The sequence below is a fragment of the Nitrosopumilus sp. genome (assembly GCF_025698945.1).
GTDB lineage: Archaea > Thermoproteota > Nitrososphaeria > Nitrososphaerales > Nitrosopumilaceae > Nitrosopumilus.
In genome coordinates this window covers 226,267-245,090 of sequence record NZ_JAILWM010000003.1, presented here as the reverse complement: position 1 = coordinate 245,090, position 18,824 = coordinate 226,267, and the positions used below count along the sequence as shown (strand labels likewise).

Genomic DNA, 18,824 nt, shown 5'->3' with positions numbered 1-18,824 from the left:
TGGTGTTGGTTCTGGTGTTGGTTCTGGTGTTGGTTCTGGTGTTGGTTCTGGTGTTGGTTCTGGTGTTGGTTCTGGTGTTGGTTCTGGTGTTGGTTCTGGTGTTGGTTCTGGTGTTGGTTCTGGTGTTTTAATTTTTACGTTATCTAAGGAACCAAAAACAGTTTCTAGAAATGTTTTCTTATCAAAGGGGATTAAATCGGAATATTCCTGACCAACACCAACGTAAAGAATTGGTGTTGACGTAACTTTGACAATAGATAAAGCAGCACCACCACGTGCATCGGCATCACTTTTTGTTAAAATAGAGCCATCAAATTTCACATGCTCAAAAAATTCACGCGCTTGATTTACAGTATCATTTCCAGCTAATGAATCCCCAACAAAAATTTTGATGTCTGGATTTACAACTTTGGTAATTTTTTCAATTTGCTCCATCAAGTTTTTGCTAGTTTGCATTCTTCCAGCAGTATCAATTAAAACACAATCAGTTTTGTGTGATTTGGCATACAAAACAGCATCTCTTGCAACTGCTGCAGGATCTGAATTATAATTTTGTGCAACAAGTTTCAAATTTAGACGATTGGAGTGTTCACGTAATTGTTCTATTGCACCTGCTCTGAATGTGTCAGCAGCTGCAATTACTACAGAGTATTTTGCTTGTTGAAGCATGTAAGCTACTTTTGCTAAAGAAGTAGTTTTCCCAGTACCATTAATACCCACAAATAAAATTAAAAATGGTTGATTCTGATTCTTTTTTTCATTAATTTTTGCAAATAAATCAACAGAGCCAGCTGAATCAAATAATGAAGATATACTTGAGATTAAACTATCTTTAACAAATTTCTCAATTTCATTTTTATCAACTTTAGAACCAATTAATTTTTCTTTAAGATCAGCCTGGATGGATTCAATTACCTCAGTTGCTACATCTGACTCCATAAGGGAAATCTCTAATTCAAATAAAATATCTTTAATATCTTTATCATTTAGTTCCTTTTCACCAAGACTTTTCGCTGCATTAGAAAATGCATTACGAAGTTTATCAAACATGGTTTATCCCGATTTAGATTGTTGCATTGATTGCATTAATTGATTAATTTGGGCTTTGCCTTGTTCTAATCGAGCTGCTGCATCTTGTTTTTTTGCAGCAGTATCTTGTAAAGCTATTTCAATTTCTTTGATTCTTGCTTCAAGATAATTAATCGTAGATGGGAAATCTTTTTCCACAGCAACACCAGCACCAATATTCAATACTATCTTACTTGAAGAGGAAACTTTTGTTGGGATATAAGTTCCCATGCCAATTGGAATAAGAGTGTCAGATTCAGGGTTTTTACCAAGTGATTGAATAGACTCAATTGCAGCAACTGCTTCTCTTAGTATATTTAGGAAGGTGGACTCTCTTTGAGATAGATCAGAAAAATATGTTTCAAGCATTTGCATTTGTTGCATTAATTGCTCGGCTTGTTCTTCACTCATTTACAACAAACAGCTTTCAGATGGTTATAAATTCATTCCAGATTAATGAAATAGAAATCCCTGAACAAATAAAAAATAAAGAAAAGAGCTTTATTTTGCTTTGGAGAATCTTTTTTCCACTTCATCCCAATTAACTACATTCCACCATGCGGCAATATAGTCAGGTCTTTTGTTTTGATAGTGGAGATAGTATGCATGTTCCCATACATCACAGCCCAACAATGGTACTAGCCCCTCAGTTCTTGGACTTGTTTGGTTTGGCATTGATTTGTACTCAACCTTTCTAGAAGAAGGATTGTATACTAACCATCCCCAACCACTGCCTTGAATTACTGCTGTAGTGGATGAAAATTTCTCCTTAAAGTCAGCGAAGCTTCCAAAGGATTCTTTGATTGCATCTGCAATAGATCCTCCAGGTTCTCCACCGCCATTAGGTTTCATGTTGTTCCAAAATAGCCTGTGGTTATCATAACCACCACCATTGAAATTAATGGCGCCTCTTTTGTCCTCAGGTACTGATTTAATATCAGATAAAATTTCAAGAATGTCTTTGTCTTGAATTTCTGCTGGACATGTTTCTAGGGCTGCATTTAATTTGTCAGTGTATGTTTGATGATGCTTGGTGTGATGAATCTCCATTGTTCTTGCATCAATGTGAGGTTCTAATGCATCATAAGCATAGGGCATTTCTGGAAGTGTGTATTTTCCCATAATTTCATTTTAAACGATATGCCATTTATTGCTTTAGAAAGCAATTCATTTTTACTTGTTAAATTTCTTAAAAAAATTGTGAAATTCTCTTTAGTTTTTTCTGCATTTTTAATATTGTTTGGAGGAATTGTATTGTTTCAGATAATTCAAGACAATACTGAGGCACACATATTCCTAGAGAGAAGCGTACCATTTATTGGGACAGATATTCCAAGAATGGATGGAATAGATGGTGCTGGAATCAAAGTTGCAGTAATAGATACTGGTGTTGATTTTAACCATCCCGATCTTTTTGGATTTGGTCCAGAAGGTAAAGTGGTTGGAGGATACAATTTCATAAATGAAGGACAACCACCACTAGATACAAATGGTCATGGAACTCAAGTAGCAGGAGTAATTGCAGCCGACGGTCAAATTAAAGGAGTTGCACCAAAGGCAAAAATTTTGGCATACAAAGTCTCTGAAAATGGAGAGGGAGTATCATCAGATCTTATCACTAGAGCAATCAATATGGCAATTGAGGATGGTGCAGACATTATCAATATCAGTTTAGGAGTAAACAAAACAAATCCAAAAATTGATCGTGCAGTAAATAATGCACTAGAAAAAGAAATTTTTGTTGTTACTGCAGCAGGAAATGACGGGCCAGATTCCAAATCGATTGGAAGTCCAGGAAGGAATTTTGGTGCAGTTACAGTTGGTGCAACTTATAACAATCTCACTTCAAGTTTGGTGGCAACATTAGAAGTTGACGGTAAGCCTTACACAGTAATACCAATGGTGGGTTCAACGCAATTATCAGAACCAATTTCGGGAAAAATTATTTTTGGCGGATATGGAAAAGAAGAAGAATTAAGAGATCTGGATGTTAAAGATTCAATTCTAATTGTAGAGAGAGGAAGTGATGTTGAAGGAGAATTATTGTATTTTTCAATTAAAGAAAAAAATGCTGTAAATGCAGGAGCAAAAGCTTTGATTGTTTACAATAATCAACCAGGAATATTTTTGGGTGAACTAATTCATGAATTTATGGAACCAGGTTATAAACCAAAAATTCCAGTAGTGTCAATTGATAGAGAGGAAGGATTAGAAATTAAAAATTCACTTGATAATGGTCATAATGCAACAATTCATTTATTTTATAACCCAGATTTTGTAGCACATTTTAGTTCACGTGGACCAGTATCTCCATTTTATATTAAACCAGAATTAGTAGCACCAGGGGCTTACATCAACACCACACAAAATAATGCAGGCTACAATTTTACAAGCGGTACAAGTTATGCAGCTCCTCATGTAAGTGGTGCTGCAGCATTATTATTACAAAAAAATCCCCAGCTCCACCACCATGAGGTAAAATCCATCCTATTAACTACAGTTGAGCCTGTATCTGATGCCTATGGGCAAGAATTTTCAGTAAATGATGCCGGATCAGGAAGATTGGACATTGGTAATGCATATAATGCAAAACTGGTAATTACTCCACCAAATTTTGTTGCAAGTATATCTTCAGATAATCCAATTATTGAAAAAGAATTTAATTTAAAACTAATTGATGGAACATTAGAAAATTTATCAGTCAATTTTGATGGTCCAAGTTTCATTAACTTTGCATATTCTCTTGAAAACAATATTTTAAAAATAAAATTAAGTGTTTCAGACAATAGTTTTGGAGAACATGAAGGTAAAATTATTGTTAATCATGATGATACAAAATACATAATTCCATTTATTTTACATTATACCCCAGGTTCCGTTTCTGTTAGTCAACAAAATCAAGATTTAGTTTTTGATGTTTATCATCCAGAAGAATGGAGTTTTGTGAAAATATCTGTAACAAACAGCAAAGACGGAGTTGTACACACCACAACTACAACACCAAACAAAAAAGCATCAATTAAGATTTATGAAAATTCAATTTATTGGATTGACGCCAAGATTAGAGTTGGTGGAAATACATCTAGTGCATATAACACCATACAAGTTAACACTCTATCTCCAGAATTGCAAAACTTTGAAGTAATTGACATTCCAGAAAAACAAGTTACAATAATTGCAGGAATAGTAATTGTTGTTGGAATGATAGGATTAATAATTAGAAAACAACCTATTTAGAAATTTTTGGGCCAGCATTAATAATCTCTGGTGAAACATTTTCAAATTTTGCAAAGTTTTCTATAAACATTTGAGCCAATTTCTTTGCAGATAAATCATACGAGTCTTTGTCAATCCAAGTATTCTTTGGATCCAGAATTTCTGAGGGGACACCATCAACTTCGGTTGGAATGTCAAGATTAAAGAGATCATCATGGCGATATTTTACAATATCAAGTGCTCCAGTAAGTGCTGCTGTGACCATAGCACGACTATATTTGATCTTAATTCTTTTTCCGACCCCATATGGACCACCAGACCAACCAGTGTTAATGAGGTAAACTACAGTATTATGCTGATTAATTTTTTCACCAAGGAGTTTTGCATAAACAGAAGCAGGCCTAGGCATAAATGGTGCTCCAAAGCATTCAGAGAAAACAGATTTTGGTTCTTTAATTCCTCTTTCAGTTCCAGCTAATTTACTAGTATATCCGGACATGAAATGATACATTGCGCCTTCCTTTGTCAATCTAGATACAGGAGGTAAGACACCTAATGCATCTGCAGTTAAGAATACAATCACCTTAGGATTGCCACCTACACTTGGAATTACTGCACCAGGAATGAAATCCAAAGGATAAGCAACTCGTGTATTTTCTGTTAAACTGTTATCATCAAAATCAGGAACATTATCCTTAAGAACAACATTTTCTAATACAGCACCTGGTTTGATTGCATTCCAAATTTCAGGTTCTGCTTCTTTACTAAGATCTATACATTTAGCATAACATCCGCCTTCAAAATTAAAAGTACCATTATCAGACCATCCATGTTCATCATCCCCTATCAGTTTTCTATGAGGATCTGCAGAAAGAGTAGTTTTCCCAGTACCAGATAATCCAAAAAATAATGCAGTATCACCTTTTTCTCCAATATTTGCAGAACAATGCATTGGAAAAATACCCCTGTCAGGTAGGATGAAATTCATTACACCAAACATCGACTTTTTCATCTCGCCAGCATATTCGGTTCCTCCAATTAGAACAATTTTTCTTGTTAAATCAATCAAAATGAAAATATCAGATTTTGTGCCGTCTTCTTCAGGAACTGCTACAAAGTCATTAATACATAAAATGGTAAATTCAGGTTCATGGTTTTCAAGTTCTGATGCAGTAGGACGGATAAACAAATTTCTTGCAAACAGGTTTTGCCAAACACGATCATTGATTACTCTAATTGCAAGTTGATTATCAGGGTCTGCCCCAACAAAGCCATCAAAAACAAAGAGTTCCTTGTTATCAACGAATTGTTTCATCTTTTCTAAAATTTTTTCAAATTTGCCACTAGGGAATTGATGGTTAATTTTACCCCAATCTACAGTATCGTGAGTTTTATCATCATATACAATGAAACGATCATCGGGTGAACGACCAGTGTATTTTCCAGTATTGACAGATAGAGAACCTGTCGAATTTACAACACCCTCTTTTCGTTCAACTGCAAGACGTACCATTTCTTCTACACTGAGATTTCGATGAACTTTGGAGGGGTTGATTCCAAAAGATTTGATTTGAGACGAAAATTTCTCAGTTACAGAAGTGCCTACGACTTGGGTCAGAAGGTTACGCCTCCAAAAATAATTTTATGAATCTCAGACTTATTCATAAGATATTTCGATCCGCCTAAATTTTCCTTATTATCTCTTCCTATCAGAAATTTTTTCTAGTCTAGGAACGTATTTATTCCAAAATTCAAGAGTGACAATGATGCCGATCAACAAAGACAAGATTGCAAAGAGACAAGAAGTAAAAGAACACAATCCAGATTTCATCAGACCAGAAAGCTGGCGTTATGTCAGACTGCAAACAAATTGGAGAAAACCAAAAGGTATCGACAATCACCAAAGAAAGCAAAAAAGTAGAGGTCGCCCAGGACTTGTCAAAGTAGGTTATGGCGGACCAAAAGAAGCAAGAGGGTTACATCCTTCAGGATATACAGATAATTTAGTTTTCAACTTAAATGATTTAGAAAAATTAGATCCTAAAAAAGACGGAGTCAGATTTGGACATGGCGTTGGAACCAGAAAACGAAAAGAAATTGTTGCCAAAGCTGTTGAAGAAAAATTCAAAATATTTAATGCTAGAGTGAGTGCAATTGGTAGTAAATCTTAAAGCTAAAAAAAGACTAGCATCCAGAGTTACTGGAGTAGGAATTCACAGGATTAGATTTGATACTGATCATTTAGATGACATTGCAGATGCAATTACAAGAGAAAATATTCGTAGTCTAATTACTGCAAATACAATCAAGATAAAATCATTTACAGGAACATCCAGAGGAAGAGCCCAAACTAAAAAAGATCAAAAAGGAAAAAGAGGAACAAAACAAGGCTCAAAACAAGGAAGAAAAGGAGCCAGAGTAGGTAAAAAAGAAGTATACGTTGCCAAAGTCCGTTCACTTAGAAGATTATTGAAGATTGCAAAAGACAGAAAAGATTTGACTAATCCAGAATTTTGGGCACTCTATAAAAAAGTTGGAGGAAATACTGTCAGAAATAAAGCACATCTTAGAACTTTGATGGATGAAATCAAAGAAAAGAGAAAAGATTAGAATCTATAAACTCGATTTTTCAAATCCACAATTTTCCCATTATGAATTTCAATTCCTTCATCGTTTAGCATCTTAGTCTTAATGTGTTCACCATATGCATAACCTCCAATTTTTCCAGTAGACATTACAACTCTATGACATGGAACAATTACAGGATAGGGATTTTTGTTCATAATTTTTCCAACAACTCTTTGTCCATTTTTTAAACCAACTGCTTTTGCTAAATCTCCATAAGTTGTGATTTGGCCTTTAGGAACTTCAAGTAATTTTTTGTATATTTTTTGTTCAAGATTCAAAGTTTGATTACCTCAAGCTTTGTTGAATTTAGAAAATCTAAAACTTTTTGTTTGTTTGATCCTAATCCAGCCCAATCAAGTAATGCAAATTTTGCCATATTATTTTGAGAAATAATATGAGAAAATAATGATTCATCAAGTTCATCTAATGCATGTTTTGGAATAACTGTACCTAGAGCATATTTTCCTTCAAGTAACTCATTTGTAAATTTGGTAGGATAGTGTGTTCCGCCAAAACAAAGTGCCACAGGATTCTCTGGAATTTTTGAGATCATAGTTTTATGAACTATGGATGCAACGGAATTACACAAGGAAACATCATTCCATTGTTTTTCAGTAGTTCCAATCTCAATGAATATTGTTGGTTTAGTTAATCCAGTAGGACCATGATGAGTTGCCTCTATCGTGATCTGAAATTCTGAAAATTTTGATTGATTTTTAAATAATTCTTGAAGATATGCTTTTTGAAGATTTGGGTGTGGAATTGCAACTTGTCTATCATTTCCACCAAATTTTGCCTCAGAAAAATTTCCTGTACTATGACATGTCAGAGCTAAAACACCAGATTCAGCTGCATGTTTTGAGAGAAAAACAAAACCATCATAATCATATTTTTCCTCTAACCAATCTGCCGAAATTGCAGGTGTTGGAATAATTATCAAATCATAGTTTGAACCACGAAAAATATCACCTTCTTTCTTCATATTTTTTGAAAGAAATTTTGCCATATTGTTTCCAGCAGGGTCATCCTGATATGCAACTAGCAGTTCCATGAGATAAGAGATATAAGGACACCTTATTAATTTCCAGCAATGAATCCAAGGCAAACTTTGAAAAATATGGTAAATACCATGAAAATGGCCAAGAAACCAGATAAAGATGAGTATCAGCAACATCTTAGATTGGTATTGTTGGGAATTGCAGGTGTTGGAGCTATAGGGTTTACTATTCAGTTTGTCTTTTCGGTAATTACATTTGGTAGGTAAAATTGTCTGAGGAAGTTAAATCACATTTGTTTGCAATAAGAACCACTGGTGGCCAAGAAAAAGTGGTAATGCGATTATTAGAAGCAAAAGCTAATTCAAATCAAATTAACATTCAATCAGTTTTACTAGTTGATAATCTAAAAGGGTATGTCGTAATTGAAGCCATCAATCCAAGTGATGCATATATGGCAGTAGAAGGCGTTAGACATATTCGTGGACAATTAAGAGGAGAATTAGAATTCAAAGATATTGAAGGATATCTAATCAAAAAATCAACAGTTTCACAATTAGCAGTAGATAATGTAGTTGAAATTACAGGTGGTCCATTTAAGGGAATGAAAGCAACAATTACCAGAATAGATGTTGAAAAAGAAGAGGCCACAGTAGTGTTGTTAGATGCATCATATCAATTACCAGTAACAGTTGACGCCAATTATCTAAAATTATCTAGTGAGGCTTAGGAAGGATTAAATTTTCATTTAGGACTGAAAAAATATGGGAGAACAAAAAGTATCATCACTTGTAACAGGAGGAGCAGCATCAGCAGGACCACCATTAGGACCTGCATTAGGACCTTTAGGAGTAAATATTATGGAAGTCATTAATGCAATTAATGAAAAAACTAAAGATTTTGAAGGAATGAAAGTTCCTGTAACAGTAATAGTTGACAGTGATACTAAAAAATATGAAATTGAAATTGGAATCCCATCTGCTGCTGCACTAATTATGAAAGAAGCAGGTATTCAGAAAGGTTCAGGTGCTTCAGGAACTGAATGGGCAGGCGATGTAACTATGGATTCAATTCTAAAAGTTGCAAATACCAAAATTGAAAAATCTTATGCTTCATCAATTAAATCAGTTGCAAAAACCATCATTGGAACATGTCTTGCATTAGGAGTCAAAGTAGAAGGAAAGACACCTAAAGAAATCACAGCAGAAATCAATGAAGGTAAATGGGATGAAAAATTCAAATAATTATTGAATTAAGTAAACAGGATCTTTATCGGTTTTTTGTAATTCAACAAAAGTTTCAGTATTCTGAATTCCATCAATCTTACCTATCTTTTCAATTACTACAGAATGAAGTGCTTCTAGATTCTGAGCATATACTTGAATCATTATATCAAATCTACCTGTAACCTCTGAAATTGAAACAATTTCAGGAGTTTCCAAGAATTTCTTGTGAATAGCGTCCTTAAACTTTGGATCTCGATTTATACCCACATTAGCTTTTACTCCAATTCCAAGAAGAGAGTCATCAATCTCGATGGTAAATTTTTTGATTAGTTTTTTCTTCATCAATCTCTTAATCCTACTGTAAAGGACAGATGCATTAATTCCAAGTTTTTTAGATAGTACTGGAACAGAAATTGAGCCATCTTTAGTTAATTCGAATAGTAATTTCATATCAAGTTCATCAAAACGGTGCAACGTATTAGAAAAACGAATTTGTCATTTAATATATGTAGGTTTTGAGGTTTTTTTGCTGTGGATTTACATGATTTTTAATTAAAATGTGTAATTTTTTAAAATAAACTCATCTTGGAAATCCTATCCACTAAACGATTTTAAGTAGGCTTCCTAGAATTCCTTCGTAATGATTACAGAGGCTCAGCTGGCTAAAATGATCAATGAGGCCAAGTCTGCTACAAAACAGAGGAAGTTCAAACAATCTATTGAATTAATTATGAATTTCAAAGATATTGATGTGAAGAAAGGATTTGCGCTAAACGAAGTAGTTCAGTTGCCAAAAACAGATTCACCAGCAAGAGTATGTGTTATGGCAACAGGAGATATGGGTCAAAAGGCAAAACAGGCAAATGCAGATGCGGTGGTAGGAACTGCAGAATTAGATAAATTTGCAACAAACAAAAGAGAATCAAGAAAATTCATTAACAAATATGATTTCTTTTTGGCAGATACTCAAGTAATGCCAGTGGTTGGAAAAACTTTAGGTCAGCTATTAGGTCCTAGAGGAAAAATGCCAACACCAGTTCCATTTAATGCACCAATTGAGGCATTCTTACAAAGATTCAGATCATCAATTAAAGTTAGAACAAGAGCATCTCTATCAATGTCATGTAAAATTGGAGATGAGTCTATGAGTGATTCAGATTTAGCAGTAAATGCACATGCAGTAATTAATGCAGTTGAGAAAAAACTGCCAAACGGAGAGAAGAATATGAGAAGAATTATGATTAAAACAACTATGGGCAAGCCAATTAAACAAGTACAAGAGGTTAAGAAGAAATTTGCATGAAAATAGAACCACTTATCCTAAAAGAAAAGCTCAGATGTATCAGCAATTACAAGAGTTACCAAAAAAGTACAAAGTAATTGCTTTAATCAAAATGAAAAAGGTACGTTCGACACAAATTTTACCATTAAGAAAAATTCTCAAAGAAGATGTTGAATTTGTAAGTATCAAAGACAAAGTTGCACAGAAAGCATTTGAGAATTTAGATATTCCAGGAATTAAAGAAATTGCAAAAGAATTGACAGAACAATGTATGTTCATGTTCACAAATATGTCCCCATTCAAACTCAATGTTCTTCTAGCCAAAAACAAAATCATGATGGCTGCAAGAGGAGGAGATATTGCTAGTGTAGATATCCTAGTTCCAGCTAAAAATACAGGAATTGCCCCAGGACCAATGCTAACAGAATTCAAAGAAGCAGGAATTCCAACTAAAATTGATCAAGGCACAATTTGGATTGCAAAAGACAGCACACCAGTACTAAAAGGACAAGCAATCAATGAAAAATTAGCATCAATTCTAGGAAAATTAGACATTAAACCAGTGGAAGCAGGCATTTCGCTTTATTCAGCATTAGAAGAAGGAACCACTTATGCATCAGATGAATTAGTAATTGATGTCGAGAAGATTAGAAATGAATTTGCTCAAGCACATCAAGAGGCAATTTCATTATCAATTGAAGCAGCATACGTTACTCCAGATAACATCACACAGATTCTCAGCAAGGCAGTACAATCCGCACGTTCAGTATCAATAAAGTCAGGATTTATGACAGATGAGACAAAAGAACAGATCTTACAAAAGGCAAATGCTCAGGCAAAATCTCTTGCAGGACAAGCAAAAGATTACACCCCTGCCTAGTCAATACTACCTTTGGCTTTTGGAAGATTCCAGTTATACTTTATTGCAAGTAATCTAATTCCAGTAGCTGAAACAATTCCTATTATTGAAGAAATTTGAATATCTACTCCCGAAGATAGAGTTGCATAAAATATTACAATACCAACAATCGAAGCAACTGCATATACTTCTTTAACAAATACAATAGGAATCTCCCTAACAAATACATCTCTAAGAATTCCACCACCTATTGCAGTTATCATTCCTCCAAAGAGCATTGGCAGAAAATTTAATCCAACAATCTGATATGCAATTGATGCCCCAATGATTGAAAAAACTCCCAATCCTACTGCATCAAAGATTAACCAGACGTTCATCTGTTTTTTCATTTTTGAATAAAGATAGAACATTACAACACCAACAATAACAGTAATTGAGATATAGATTGGATCAGAGAATGCAGTTGGAAATCTTCCAAATATCACATCACGTGTAATTCCACCTGCGACACCAACTACTGATGCCAATACGATTATTCCAAAAATGTCTGCTTTGTGAGAGATGGCCTTTGATGCACCTGTTACTGCAAAGGCAATTGTTCCCAAGTAATCAAGAATAGAAATAAAGCCATCTATGGGAAAAGAGAAATCAACCAATCAATACAACGGCAGTATGATTACTAATTAAGATTAATGAAGATGATCGGGATTATGTAAAATAAAATTCAAAATTAAATTGAAAAAAGAAAAGTTGCTTAGCCAAATAGGGAAGATAATCCTTCCATGGCTGCTTCTTCGGTTTTACCTTCTTCTTTAGGTTTTTCCTCTTTCTTTGCTTCACCACCGGCTGCTGCATCTGCTGGTGCTGCTGCTGCGGCAACTGCGACAGGTGCGGCTTTAACTGCCTCATCGATATTTACATCGGCCAAGGCTGCCACTAGTGCTTTAACTTGAGCATCATTAACTTCAGCTCCAGATGCTTTAACAACTGAAGTGAGATTTGCTTCGTTAACTTCTTTGTCTAGTTTGTGAAGAAGTAAAGCAGCGTAAACATATTCCATTGTATCGAGAATTTCTTAGGGCATAATATAAAACTATGGAGAATTCATGCCTAAAATTAAAACATTAGTTCAAAATTTTGAGACTGCGACATACCGCATAAAGGGTTCTTTTCAGATTTTTATCCACCAAAGTTTCCATTCTATGTTTTAAAACACGTTTTGCTTCATCTCTTTCAGCACCAGGTGGCAATGATAATACTGCATTGATAAATTCTGGAAGAGATTCACGAATCCAACCATCCAACATTGTATAGATTTTTGGTGGCAATATATCACATTTGTCTAAATCAAGATCTAAAACATCAGTGAAATTTTCATGTTCTACTCTATACACCAAAGCCAAAACCACATTATCAGGAGTAGGATTCTCAAGAATTTCTCTAGAACGTTCTCCAGTTTTTCCTTGAGATATCTTATTTTTGAGTCCAACTGGATTTACTATCACACCATTTACTCCAACTTTCCTCCCATCAATTCCAGTAACGACACCAAAAATAAAGTCATAAAAATCACCATTCTTTTTTACAGAGAAGATATGAGTTCCTTCCTTTAGAGTAGGTTTCTTCCCAAACATGAGTAGTGTGAATCATGTATTCTATTTAATGTATTATTAATCGACAATTCTTAATATCGGTTGAGAGGAGCCTTCATCGTTGGATAAAAAAGAGATTCTAAAAGAATTTTCATCTGATTCTGACAGATATTACAAGGTAAAATTATTTGAAGAACAAGGATTTGTGAGAAAATCTTGCTTGAAATGTGGAAGATTTTTTTGGACATTAGATTCTGAACGTAGTTTATGTCCAGATGATGCTGATGATACTTATTCTTTCATTGGAGAACCACCAACTACAAAGAGGTTTGATTACACTCAATCATGGAAACAAGTCGAAGAATTTTTTGTAAAAAATAATCATACTTCAGTTAGCAGGTATCCTGTGGTTTGCAGATGGCGTGATGATCTATATTTTACAATTGCATCTGTTGTTGATTTTCAAAGGATAATGGGTTCCAAAGTAGTTTTTGAATTTCCTGCAAATCCTTTAGTTGTACCCCAAACTTGTTTAAGATTCAAAGATTTGGAAAATGTTGGAGTTACAGGAAGACATTTTTCTAGTTTTTGCATGATTGGCCAACACAGCATTCCTGATGGAAAAGGATACTGGAAAGATGAATGTATTGATTTGGATTATAGATTACTAACTGATCAGTTTGGGATAAAAAAAGAAGAAGTGGTGTTTGTAGAAGATGTATGGGCAGGTGGGGGTTCTTTTGGTCCATCGCTAGAATATTTTGTTAGAGGATTAGAATTAGGTAATGCAGTTTTTACAGAATTTCAAGGAGAGTTGGGAAAACATACAACACTTGATCAAAGGATTATTGACATGGGTGCAGGTCTTGAGAGATTTGCATGGATTACAATGGGAACACCTACTGCATATGATTGCTGTTTTGGTCCAATTAATCAGACATTATTTGAAAAGATTGGGATAGATTCGGATTCAGATATTTTACAGAAATATTTTACAGAAATTGCAAAGGCTCTTGATAATTTTGAGGATCTAAATGATGTGAGACGACATGCAATAAAGAAAGCGAGATTATCTGATGAACAATTAACAAAAGTGATATCACCACTTGAAGGAATTTATTTAATTGCAGATCATCTTAGAACTCTAATTTTTGCAATTACAGATGGTGCCCTTCCAAGTAATGTGGGAGGAGGATACAATCTAAGGATGATGTTACGTAGAATTAATGCAACTATTAGCAAACAAAATCTAAAGCTAGACATTGACCAACTAATTGATTCGCATATTGATTATCTAAAAGATACATACCCTGAGCTTGATGAAAAAAGAGACGATGTTAAAAAAATACTAAAAATAGAATCACAAAGATATGAAGAATCAAAAGTCCACATGAAGAAGAAGGCAGAAAAGATTCGCGAAAAGGGCATTCCAAGTGTAGATGAATTAATCACACTTTACGAATCAGATGGAATTACACCAGAATATCTCAAAGAAGTAGATGCAATTTCAGAGATTCCATCATCATTTTACTCAAAACTATCAGATTTACATCAATCAGAAAAGAAAAAAGCAATTGCAGAATTACCATTAGAAGAATTACCTGAGACAGACACTCTATTTTACAAAGAGGATCCAATGGAATTTGATGCCAAAGTAATCAAAGTTTTTGATGATCAAGTGGTATTAGATAAAACATCATTTTATGCAAGAGGCGGAGGACAAGAGCCAGACCATGGAAGTATAGCAGGATTCAAAGTGATCAATGTAGATAAGCATGCAAACATCATAGTTCACAAGCTAGAAGGAGGAGTTCCAAAAGAAGGAGAAACAGTATCATGTAAAGTAGATGCAACTAGACGTGCAAACATTACAAAAAATCATACAAGTACTCACATACTAAATGCATCTTCACGAAAAATTTTAGGTTCATGGATTTGGCAACATTCTGCATTCAAAGAAGAGGATCATGCTAGATTAGACATTACACATCATTCCTCATTAACTGAGGAACAAGTAAAAGAAATTGAAGATACTGCAAACAACATGGTAAAAGAAAATCTAGCTGTGAATATAGAATATTTTGATAGAGGAACTGCAGAGCAAAAATATGGATTTAGAATTTATCAAGGTGGAGTAGTTCCTGTAAAGTCAGTAAGAATTGTGTCAATTGAAGATAAAGATATAGAAGCATGTGGTGGAACACATGTTAAAAAAACGGGCGACATTGAGTTAATCAAAATTACAAAGACAAAAAGAATTCAAGATGGGGTAGTTAGACTAGAATTTGTTTCAGGTCCTCATGCATTTGAGTATGTCAAACAACAAGAGATTGAATCAGAACATAAGGAGTATGAAGCTGCACAAAAAGCAGAACTGGAGAAAAGAAGAGAAGAGAATAAACAAAAAGCAAGAGAACAGATTCCCATTTTGTTAGAAAAGATTCTTGACGGTCAATCAGGAGAACTTGATGGAATCATAGTAAACAACAAACTCTGCTTTACTGCAAGTAGAAATTATGATGAATATTTTCATCAGAATTTTGGTAAAAAGTTAGTGGCCAAAGATAACACTGCTGCATTTTGTGGAATTTTTGAATCAGGTCCAACAGTTAGAATAATGGTGTATGCAGGAGAACAATCAGGCGTAAATGCAGGCGTGATTGCCAAAGAAATATCATCAATTCTAGGAGGGTCTGGCGGTGGTGACGCAAAATTTGCCCAAGGGGGTGGAAAAGACACATCTAAAATGGAGCAGGCAATAACCAAAGCAAAATCAATGATTTTAGGATAATACTATGACAATGAACTGGAATGCAATAGAGAACAAATGGCGAAAGAAATGGATAGAATCAAAAGATTTTGAAACAAATCCAAATGAAAAACCAAAAAAATTCATCACGGTAGCATATCCATATCCCAACTCGCCACAACACATAGGGCATGGACGAACTTACACATTAGCTGATGTGCATGCCAGATTTTATCGAATGCGTGGATATAATGTTCTATTTCCAATGGGATTTCATTATACCGGAACTCCCGTACTTGGAATGGCAAGAAAAATTCAAGCTGGAGAAAAAGAAATTCTTGATGGATTGCGAAATATTTACCATGTCCCAGAAGAAGATATCAAAACATTTGTAGAACCAATAAAGATAGCAGATTATTTCCATGAAGAGATAAAGTCTGGAATGATCGAGATGGGCTACTCCATTGATTGGCGTAGAGAATTTACCACCATAGTTCCAGGTTATCAGAAATTTATTGAATGGCAAATTACAACACTCAAAGAGAAGGGTAGAATAATTCAAGGGAGTCATCCAGTTGGTTGGTGTCCTGATGATCAAAATCCAGTATCACAACACGATACAATGGGCGATGTAGAACCTAAGATTGATGATAAAAATTTCTTAATCAAATTCAAATTTGGTGAATTTATATTTCCAATTACAACACTACGACCTGAAACAATTTTTGGAATCACAAATTTGTGGGTCAATCCAAATACAGAATACAAAAAAGTTACAGTAGATAATGAGAAATGGATAATTTCAGAAGAAGGTGCAAAAAAGATTTCATTTTTTGAAAAACAAGTAAAAATCGATGGAGAAATAATGGGAAGTGAGATTATTGGAAAATATGCTATAAATCATGATGGGCGAGAAATTCCGATTTTACCAGCTGATTTTGTAGAGCCGGATATGGGAACAGGACTTGTAATGTCAGTACCAGCTCACGCACCAAAAGATTACCAAGCTTTGATAGATTTGAAGTCAAAAGGCTATGAATTAGCCTCAAAAATTGAGCCCATACCAATCATATCAACTGAAGGTTATGGAATCATTCCGGCAAAAGATATTTGTGAAAAATTAGGAGTATCAGATCAATCAGACCAAAAATTAGAAGAAGCCACAAAAGAATTGTATCTCAAAGAATTTACAGACGGTAAATTAAACGAAAAATGCGGTCAATTCAATAATGAAAAAGTACAGTTTGGACGAGACAAAATCAGAATTTGGCTAAAGGGTAATGGTCATCTAGAAAAATTCCCAGTACTTGAGAATGCACCAGTACGTTGTCGTTGTGGTGCAGAATGTGTTGTAAAAATATTGAACAACCAATGGTTTCTCAATTATGGGGATGAAGAATGGAAAGAATTAGCAAGGACTTGTCTTGATGAGATGAACATTCTTCCAAGCAACATCAAAACAGAATTCAAAGAAGTGATTGATTGGTTACATGAGCGAGCTTGTGCAAGACAGCAAGGGCTTGGAACTAAACTACCATGGGATAAAGATTGGATAGTAGAGAGCCTATCAGATAGTGTAATCTATATGGCATACTATACTCTTTCACGCTTTGTTAATGACGGTACAGTACAACCTGAAAACTTGACAAAAGAATTCTTTGATTATATTTTGTTAGACAGTGGAGATTTGAAACTAGCTGCTGACACATCTAAACTTTCTGAGGATATCGTTAATTCAATTAAAAAAGAGTTTACTTACTTTTATCCGGTTGATTCAAGACATTCTGGCAGAGATTTGGTTCAGAACCATTTGTCGTTTTTTATTTTAAATCATGTTGCAATATTTGAAAAGAAGTTATGGCCTAAAGAAATTGTAGTCAATGGTAGTGTCATGATGGATGGTGCTAAAATGTCAAAGAGTATGGGAAATATCATTCCATTACGTACTGCCATCAGAGATCATGGAGCAGATCCAATCAGATTAGCAATCATTTCATCAGCTGAATTACTCCAAGATGCTGATTTTAACATGGAATCAGTATCTGGCATTCAAAATAAGCTAGAATCACTTCTTGAGGAATGCTCTAGGCTAAAAAATGAACCCATTTCAGAATTGCAAACGGAAGATAGATGGATTTTATCTAAGACTCAGAATTTGATACATCAGGTTACTGAATCAATTGAGAAGATGAGATTACGTGAAGGATTGCACGATATACTATTTACATTTGAATCCAATTTGAGCTGGTATAACAAAAGAGTTCAAGCTAAAGACAGAAAAGATGTTTCAGGAATACTATACAAGATAAATTCAGCTAGAATTGCAATGCTATCACCATTTGCACCACATATTGCTGAGGAGATATGGGAAAAGTTGGGAAATTCAAGACTGGTTTCAAAGTCACAATGGCCGGAATATTCTAAAAACAATGTGGATGCTATTGCAATTCAATCCGAAGAGTTGTTAAAGTCTACGATTAATGATATTGCAAATATTCTAAAAGTTACAAAAATCACACCACAGAAGATTGTAATCTACGTAAATTCAGATGAATTCAAAAAAACTGTGTATCACAAGATACTTGAAATCATGGTTGGGGGTCAAAACAACATGGGAGTAGTAATGAAAGAATTAATTGCAGACCCTAAAACAGCTGAGGCCAAAAAAATGCCAGACTATATTCAAAAAGTAATCAAAGATTTACTTTCAGAATCTGAGGAGATAAAACAAACAAAATTAGAATCTACAGAATTTAATGAAAAAGAATTTCTTTCAAATGAATTAGTCAGTATTGGAAAGAAAGAATTTGGTGTAGAAGTTCAAGTGTATTCTGAATCAGATTCAGACATTTATGATCCTAAAGGAAAAGCTAGACATGCAAGACCATTCAAACCTGCGATTCTAATTGAATAACTAATAATAAAAAATTATTTTTTTATTAATTTGATTATGATTTTTTTGCAGAATGTTTTTGTTCTTTTTTCAGAATATCCAAAATCTCATTATTGCTTTTCATCCATGTTTTAAGGTAAGCATAAAATAGATTTTCTAAATCATCAACTAAGCCTTCAAGTCTTGGATCTGAACGAATATCAGATAATTGCTCATTAAGGTTCTCAAGAATTACTTGCAATCCCTGATTTGAGGTATCTAATTTCTGAATTGCCTCATCTAAACCCATAGAGATTCTAAGGAGTCATCAATAATA

At 34.3% G+C, this 18,824-nt stretch carries 21 protein-coding genes; 10 read left to right on the top strand and 11 right to left on the bottom strand.

Going from position 1 to position 18,824, the window contains the following annotated elements; all coding sequences use genetic code 11:
• The 3 genes from ftsY to K5790_RS08205 all read right to left on the bottom strand — a co-directional run.
• Positions 1 to 1,050 (bottom strand): signal recognition particle-docking protein FtsY (gene ftsY / locus K5790_RS08215; protein WP_297594060.1); only part of this gene is annotated, 1,050 nt, incomplete at its 3' end.
• Positions 1,051 to 1,053: 3 nt separating this feature from the next.
• Entirely contained in the window at positions 1,054 to 1,479 is a 426-nt protein-coding gene (gene pfdA, locus K5790_RS08210; RefSeq protein ID WP_297594058.1) for a prefoldin subunit alpha, read from the bottom strand.
• A 90-nt stretch (positions 1,480 to 1,569) separates the two neighbouring features.
• A complete protein-coding gene (locus K5790_RS08205; RefSeq protein ID WP_297594056.1) occupies positions 1,570 to 2,190 on the bottom strand; it encodes a superoxide dismutase in 621 nt (206 codons plus the stop codon).
• Between the two features lie 18 nt (positions 2,191 to 2,208).
• Between K5790_RS08205 and K5790_RS08200 the strand changes: the two genes are divergently transcribed.
• Entirely contained in the window at positions 2,209 to 4,305 is a 2,097-nt protein-coding gene (locus K5790_RS08200; protein ID WP_297594054.1) for a S8 family serine peptidase, read from the top strand.
• Here the strand turns inward: K5790_RS08200 and pckA are convergent.
• Positions 4,298 to 5,854 (bottom strand): phosphoenolpyruvate carboxykinase (ATP), encoded by a 1,557-nt coding sequence (gene pckA, locus K5790_RS08195; protein WP_297594076.1) that lies wholly within the window; start codon positions 5,852 to 5,854, stop codon positions 4,298 to 4,300. The two genes, K5790_RS08200 and pckA, sit on opposite strands and share 8 nt — an antisense overlap.
• Positions 5,855 to 6,050: 196 nt before the next feature.
• Here pckA and K5790_RS08190 point away from each other — a divergent pair, with 196 nt between their 5' ends.
• Both K5790_RS08190 and K5790_RS08185 read left to right on the top strand, forming a co-directional pair.
• Positions 6,051 to 6,455: a 50S ribosomal protein L32e gene (locus K5790_RS08190; RefSeq protein ID WP_367182880.1), complete on the top strand. Its 405-nt coding sequence runs from the start codon at positions 6,051 to 6,053 to the stop codon at positions 6,453 to 6,455.
• Positions 6,439 to 6,894: a 50S ribosomal protein L19e gene (locus K5790_RS08185; protein ID WP_297594050.1), complete on the top strand. Its 456-nt coding sequence runs from the start codon at positions 6,439 to 6,441 to the stop codon at positions 6,892 to 6,894. The genes K5790_RS08190 and K5790_RS08185 overlap by 17 nt, the downstream gene beginning before the upstream one ends.
• On the opposite strand, the gene K5790_RS08180 is transcribed toward K5790_RS08185, so the two are convergent.
• Both K5790_RS08180 and K5790_RS08175 read right to left on the bottom strand, forming a co-directional pair.
• Positions 6,891 to 7,190 (bottom strand): methylated-DNA--[protein]-cysteine S-methyltransferase, encoded by a 300-nt coding sequence (locus tag K5790_RS08180; RefSeq protein WP_297594048.1) that lies wholly within the window; start codon positions 7,188 to 7,190, stop codon positions 6,891 to 6,893. The two genes, K5790_RS08185 and K5790_RS08180, sit on opposite strands and share 4 nt — an antisense overlap.
• On the bottom strand, positions 7,187 to 7,963 hold the full coding sequence (locus K5790_RS08175) for a D-aminoacyl-tRNA deacylase (protein ID WP_297594046.1): 777 nt from the start codon (positions 7,961 to 7,963) through the stop codon (positions 7,187 to 7,189). The genes K5790_RS08180 and K5790_RS08175 overlap by 4 nt, the downstream gene beginning before the upstream one ends.
• A gap of 39 nt (positions 7,964 to 8,002) precedes the next feature.
• On the opposite strand from K5790_RS08175, the gene K5790_RS08170 reads away from it, so the two are divergent.
• From K5790_RS08170 to K5790_RS08160, 3 genes are read left to right on the top strand one after another with little or no spacing between them, the layout of a single operon-like run.
• On the top strand, positions 8,003 to 8,176 hold the full coding sequence (locus K5790_RS08170) for a protein translocase SEC61 complex subunit gamma (protein WP_014962675.1): 174 nt from the start codon (positions 8,003 to 8,005) through the stop codon (positions 8,174 to 8,176).
• Positions 8,177 to 8,178: 2 nt separating this feature from the next.
• Positions 8,179 to 8,637 carry a transcription elongation factor Spt5 gene (locus tag K5790_RS08165; protein WP_297594042.1) on the top strand — a complete coding sequence of 153 codons (459 nt, stop codon included), beginning with the start codon at positions 8,179 to 8,181 and terminating at the stop codon, positions 8,635 to 8,637.
• Positions 8,638 to 8,671: 34 nt separating this feature from the next.
• The gene (locus tag K5790_RS08160) at positions 8,672 to 9,151 is read left to right on the top strand and encodes a 50S ribosomal protein L11 (RefSeq protein ID WP_297594040.1); all 480 of its coding nucleotides are present in this window, start codon (positions 8,672 to 8,674) and stop codon (positions 9,149 to 9,151) included.
• Here K5790_RS08160 and K5790_RS08155 read toward each other — a convergent pair whose 3' ends face one another.
• Positions 9,152 to 9,583, bottom strand: coding sequence for an Lrp/AsnC family transcriptional regulator (locus K5790_RS08155; RefSeq protein WP_297594038.1), 432 nt, complete (start codon positions 9,581 to 9,583; stop codon positions 9,152 to 9,154).
• Positions 9,584 to 9,773: 190 nt separating this feature from the next.
• Here K5790_RS08155 and K5790_RS08150 point away from each other — a divergent pair, with 190 nt between their 5' ends.
• On the top strand, positions 9,774 to 10,436 hold the full coding sequence (locus K5790_RS08150) for a 50S ribosomal protein L1 (protein WP_297594036.1): 663 nt from the start codon (positions 9,774 to 9,776) through the stop codon (positions 10,434 to 10,436).
• On the top strand, positions 10,429 to 11,295 hold the full coding sequence (locus K5790_RS08145; protein ID WP_297594034.1) for a 50S ribosomal protein L10: 867 nt from the start codon (positions 10,429 to 10,431) through the stop codon (positions 11,293 to 11,295). The genes K5790_RS08150 and K5790_RS08145 overlap by 8 nt, the downstream gene beginning before the upstream one ends.
• On the opposite strand, the gene K5790_RS08140 is transcribed toward K5790_RS08145, so the two are convergent.
• The 3 genes from K5790_RS08140 to K5790_RS08130 form a co-directional block, all read right to left on the bottom strand.
• Positions 11,292 to 11,930, bottom strand: coding sequence for a trimeric intracellular cation channel family protein (locus K5790_RS08140; protein WP_297594032.1), 639 nt, complete (start codon positions 11,928 to 11,930; stop codon positions 11,292 to 11,294). The genes K5790_RS08145 and K5790_RS08140 overlap by 4 nt on opposite strands.
• A gap of 98 nt (positions 11,931 to 12,028) precedes the next feature.
• On the bottom strand, positions 12,029 to 12,334 hold the full coding sequence (gene rpl12p / locus K5790_RS08135) for a 50S ribosomal protein P1 (protein ID WP_297594030.1): 306 nt from the start codon (positions 12,332 to 12,334) through the stop codon (positions 12,029 to 12,031).
• A 64-nt stretch (positions 12,335 to 12,398) separates the two neighbouring features.
• A complete protein-coding gene (locus K5790_RS08130) occupies positions 12,399 to 12,908 on the bottom strand; it encodes a hypothetical protein (RefSeq protein WP_297594029.1) in 510 nt (169 codons plus the stop codon).
• 79 nt (positions 12,909 to 12,987) lie between these two features.
• On the opposite strand from K5790_RS08130, the gene alaS reads away from it, so the two are divergent.
• Positions 12,988 to 15,657, top strand: a complete 2,670-nt coding sequence (gene alaS / locus K5790_RS08125) for an alanine--tRNA ligase (protein ID WP_297594027.1) — start codon at positions 12,988 to 12,990, stop codon at positions 15,655 to 15,657.
• 4 nt (positions 15,658 to 15,661) lie between these two features.
• Positions 15,662 to 18,529 carry a leucine--tRNA ligase gene (leuS, locus tag K5790_RS08120; protein ID WP_297594025.1) on the top strand — a complete coding sequence of 956 codons (2,868 nt, stop codon included), beginning with the start codon at positions 15,662 to 15,664 and terminating at the stop codon, positions 18,527 to 18,529.
• A gap of 34 nt (positions 18,530 to 18,563) precedes the next feature.
• Here the strand turns inward: leuS and K5790_RS08115 are convergent, their stop codons facing one another.
• The gene (locus K5790_RS08115; protein WP_297594023.1) at positions 18,564 to 18,797 is read right to left on the bottom strand and encodes a hypothetical protein; all 234 of its coding nucleotides are present in this window, start codon (positions 18,795 to 18,797) and stop codon (positions 18,564 to 18,566) included.
• Positions 18,798 to 18,824: the final 27 nt, after the last annotated feature.

What these genes read in the sequence shown, in the direction of transcription:
- pfdA (WP_297594058.1), bottom strand. Translation starts at nt 1,479, where the DNA reads ATGAGTGAAGAACAAGCCGAGCAATTAATGCAACAAATGCAAATGCTT.
- K5790_RS08205 (WP_297594056.1), bottom strand. Translation starts at nt 2,190, where the DNA reads ATGGGAAAATACACACTTCCAGAAATGCCCTATGCTTATGATGCATTA.
- K5790_RS08200 (WP_297594054.1), top strand. Translation starts at nt 2,209, where the DNA reads ATGCCATTTATTGCTTTAGAAAGCAATTCATTTTTACTTGTTAAATTT.
- K5790_RS08190 (WP_367182880.1), top strand. Translation starts at nt 6,051, where the DNA reads ATGCCGATCAACAAAGACAAGATTGCAAAGAGACAAGAAGTAAAAGAA.
- K5790_RS08175 (WP_297594046.1), bottom strand. Translation starts at nt 7,963, where the DNA reads ATGGAACTGCTAGTTGCATATCAGGATGACCCTGCTGGAAACAATATG.
- K5790_RS08170 (WP_014962675.1), top strand. Translation starts at nt 8,003, where the DNA reads ATGAATCCAAGGCAAACTTTGAAAAATATGGTAAATACCATGAAAATG.
- K5790_RS08160 (WP_297594040.1), top strand. Translation starts at nt 8,672, where the DNA reads ATGGGAGAACAAAAAGTATCATCACTTGTAACAGGAGGAGCAGCATCA.
- K5790_RS08155 (WP_297594038.1), bottom strand. Translation starts at nt 9,583, where the DNA reads ATGAAATTACTATTCGAATTAACTAAAGATGGCTCAATTTCTGTTCCA.
- K5790_RS08150 (WP_297594036.1), top strand. Translation starts at nt 9,774, where the DNA reads ATGATTACAGAGGCTCAGCTGGCTAAAATGATCAATGAGGCCAAGTCT.
- rpl12p (WP_297594030.1), bottom strand. Translation starts at nt 12,334, where the DNA reads ATGGAATATGTTTACGCTGCTTTACTTCTTCACAAACTAGACAAAGAA.
- K5790_RS08130 (WP_297594029.1), bottom strand. Translation starts at nt 12,908, where the DNA reads ATGTTTGGGAAGAAACCTACTCTAAAGGAAGGAACTCATATCTTCTCT.
- leuS (WP_297594025.1), top strand. Translation starts at nt 15,662, where the DNA reads ATGACAATGAACTGGAATGCAATAGAGAACAAATGGCGAAAGAAATGG.
- K5790_RS08115 (WP_297594023.1), bottom strand. Translation starts at nt 18,797, where the DNA reads ATGGGTTTAGATGAGGCAATTCAGAAATTAGATACCTCAAATCAGGGA.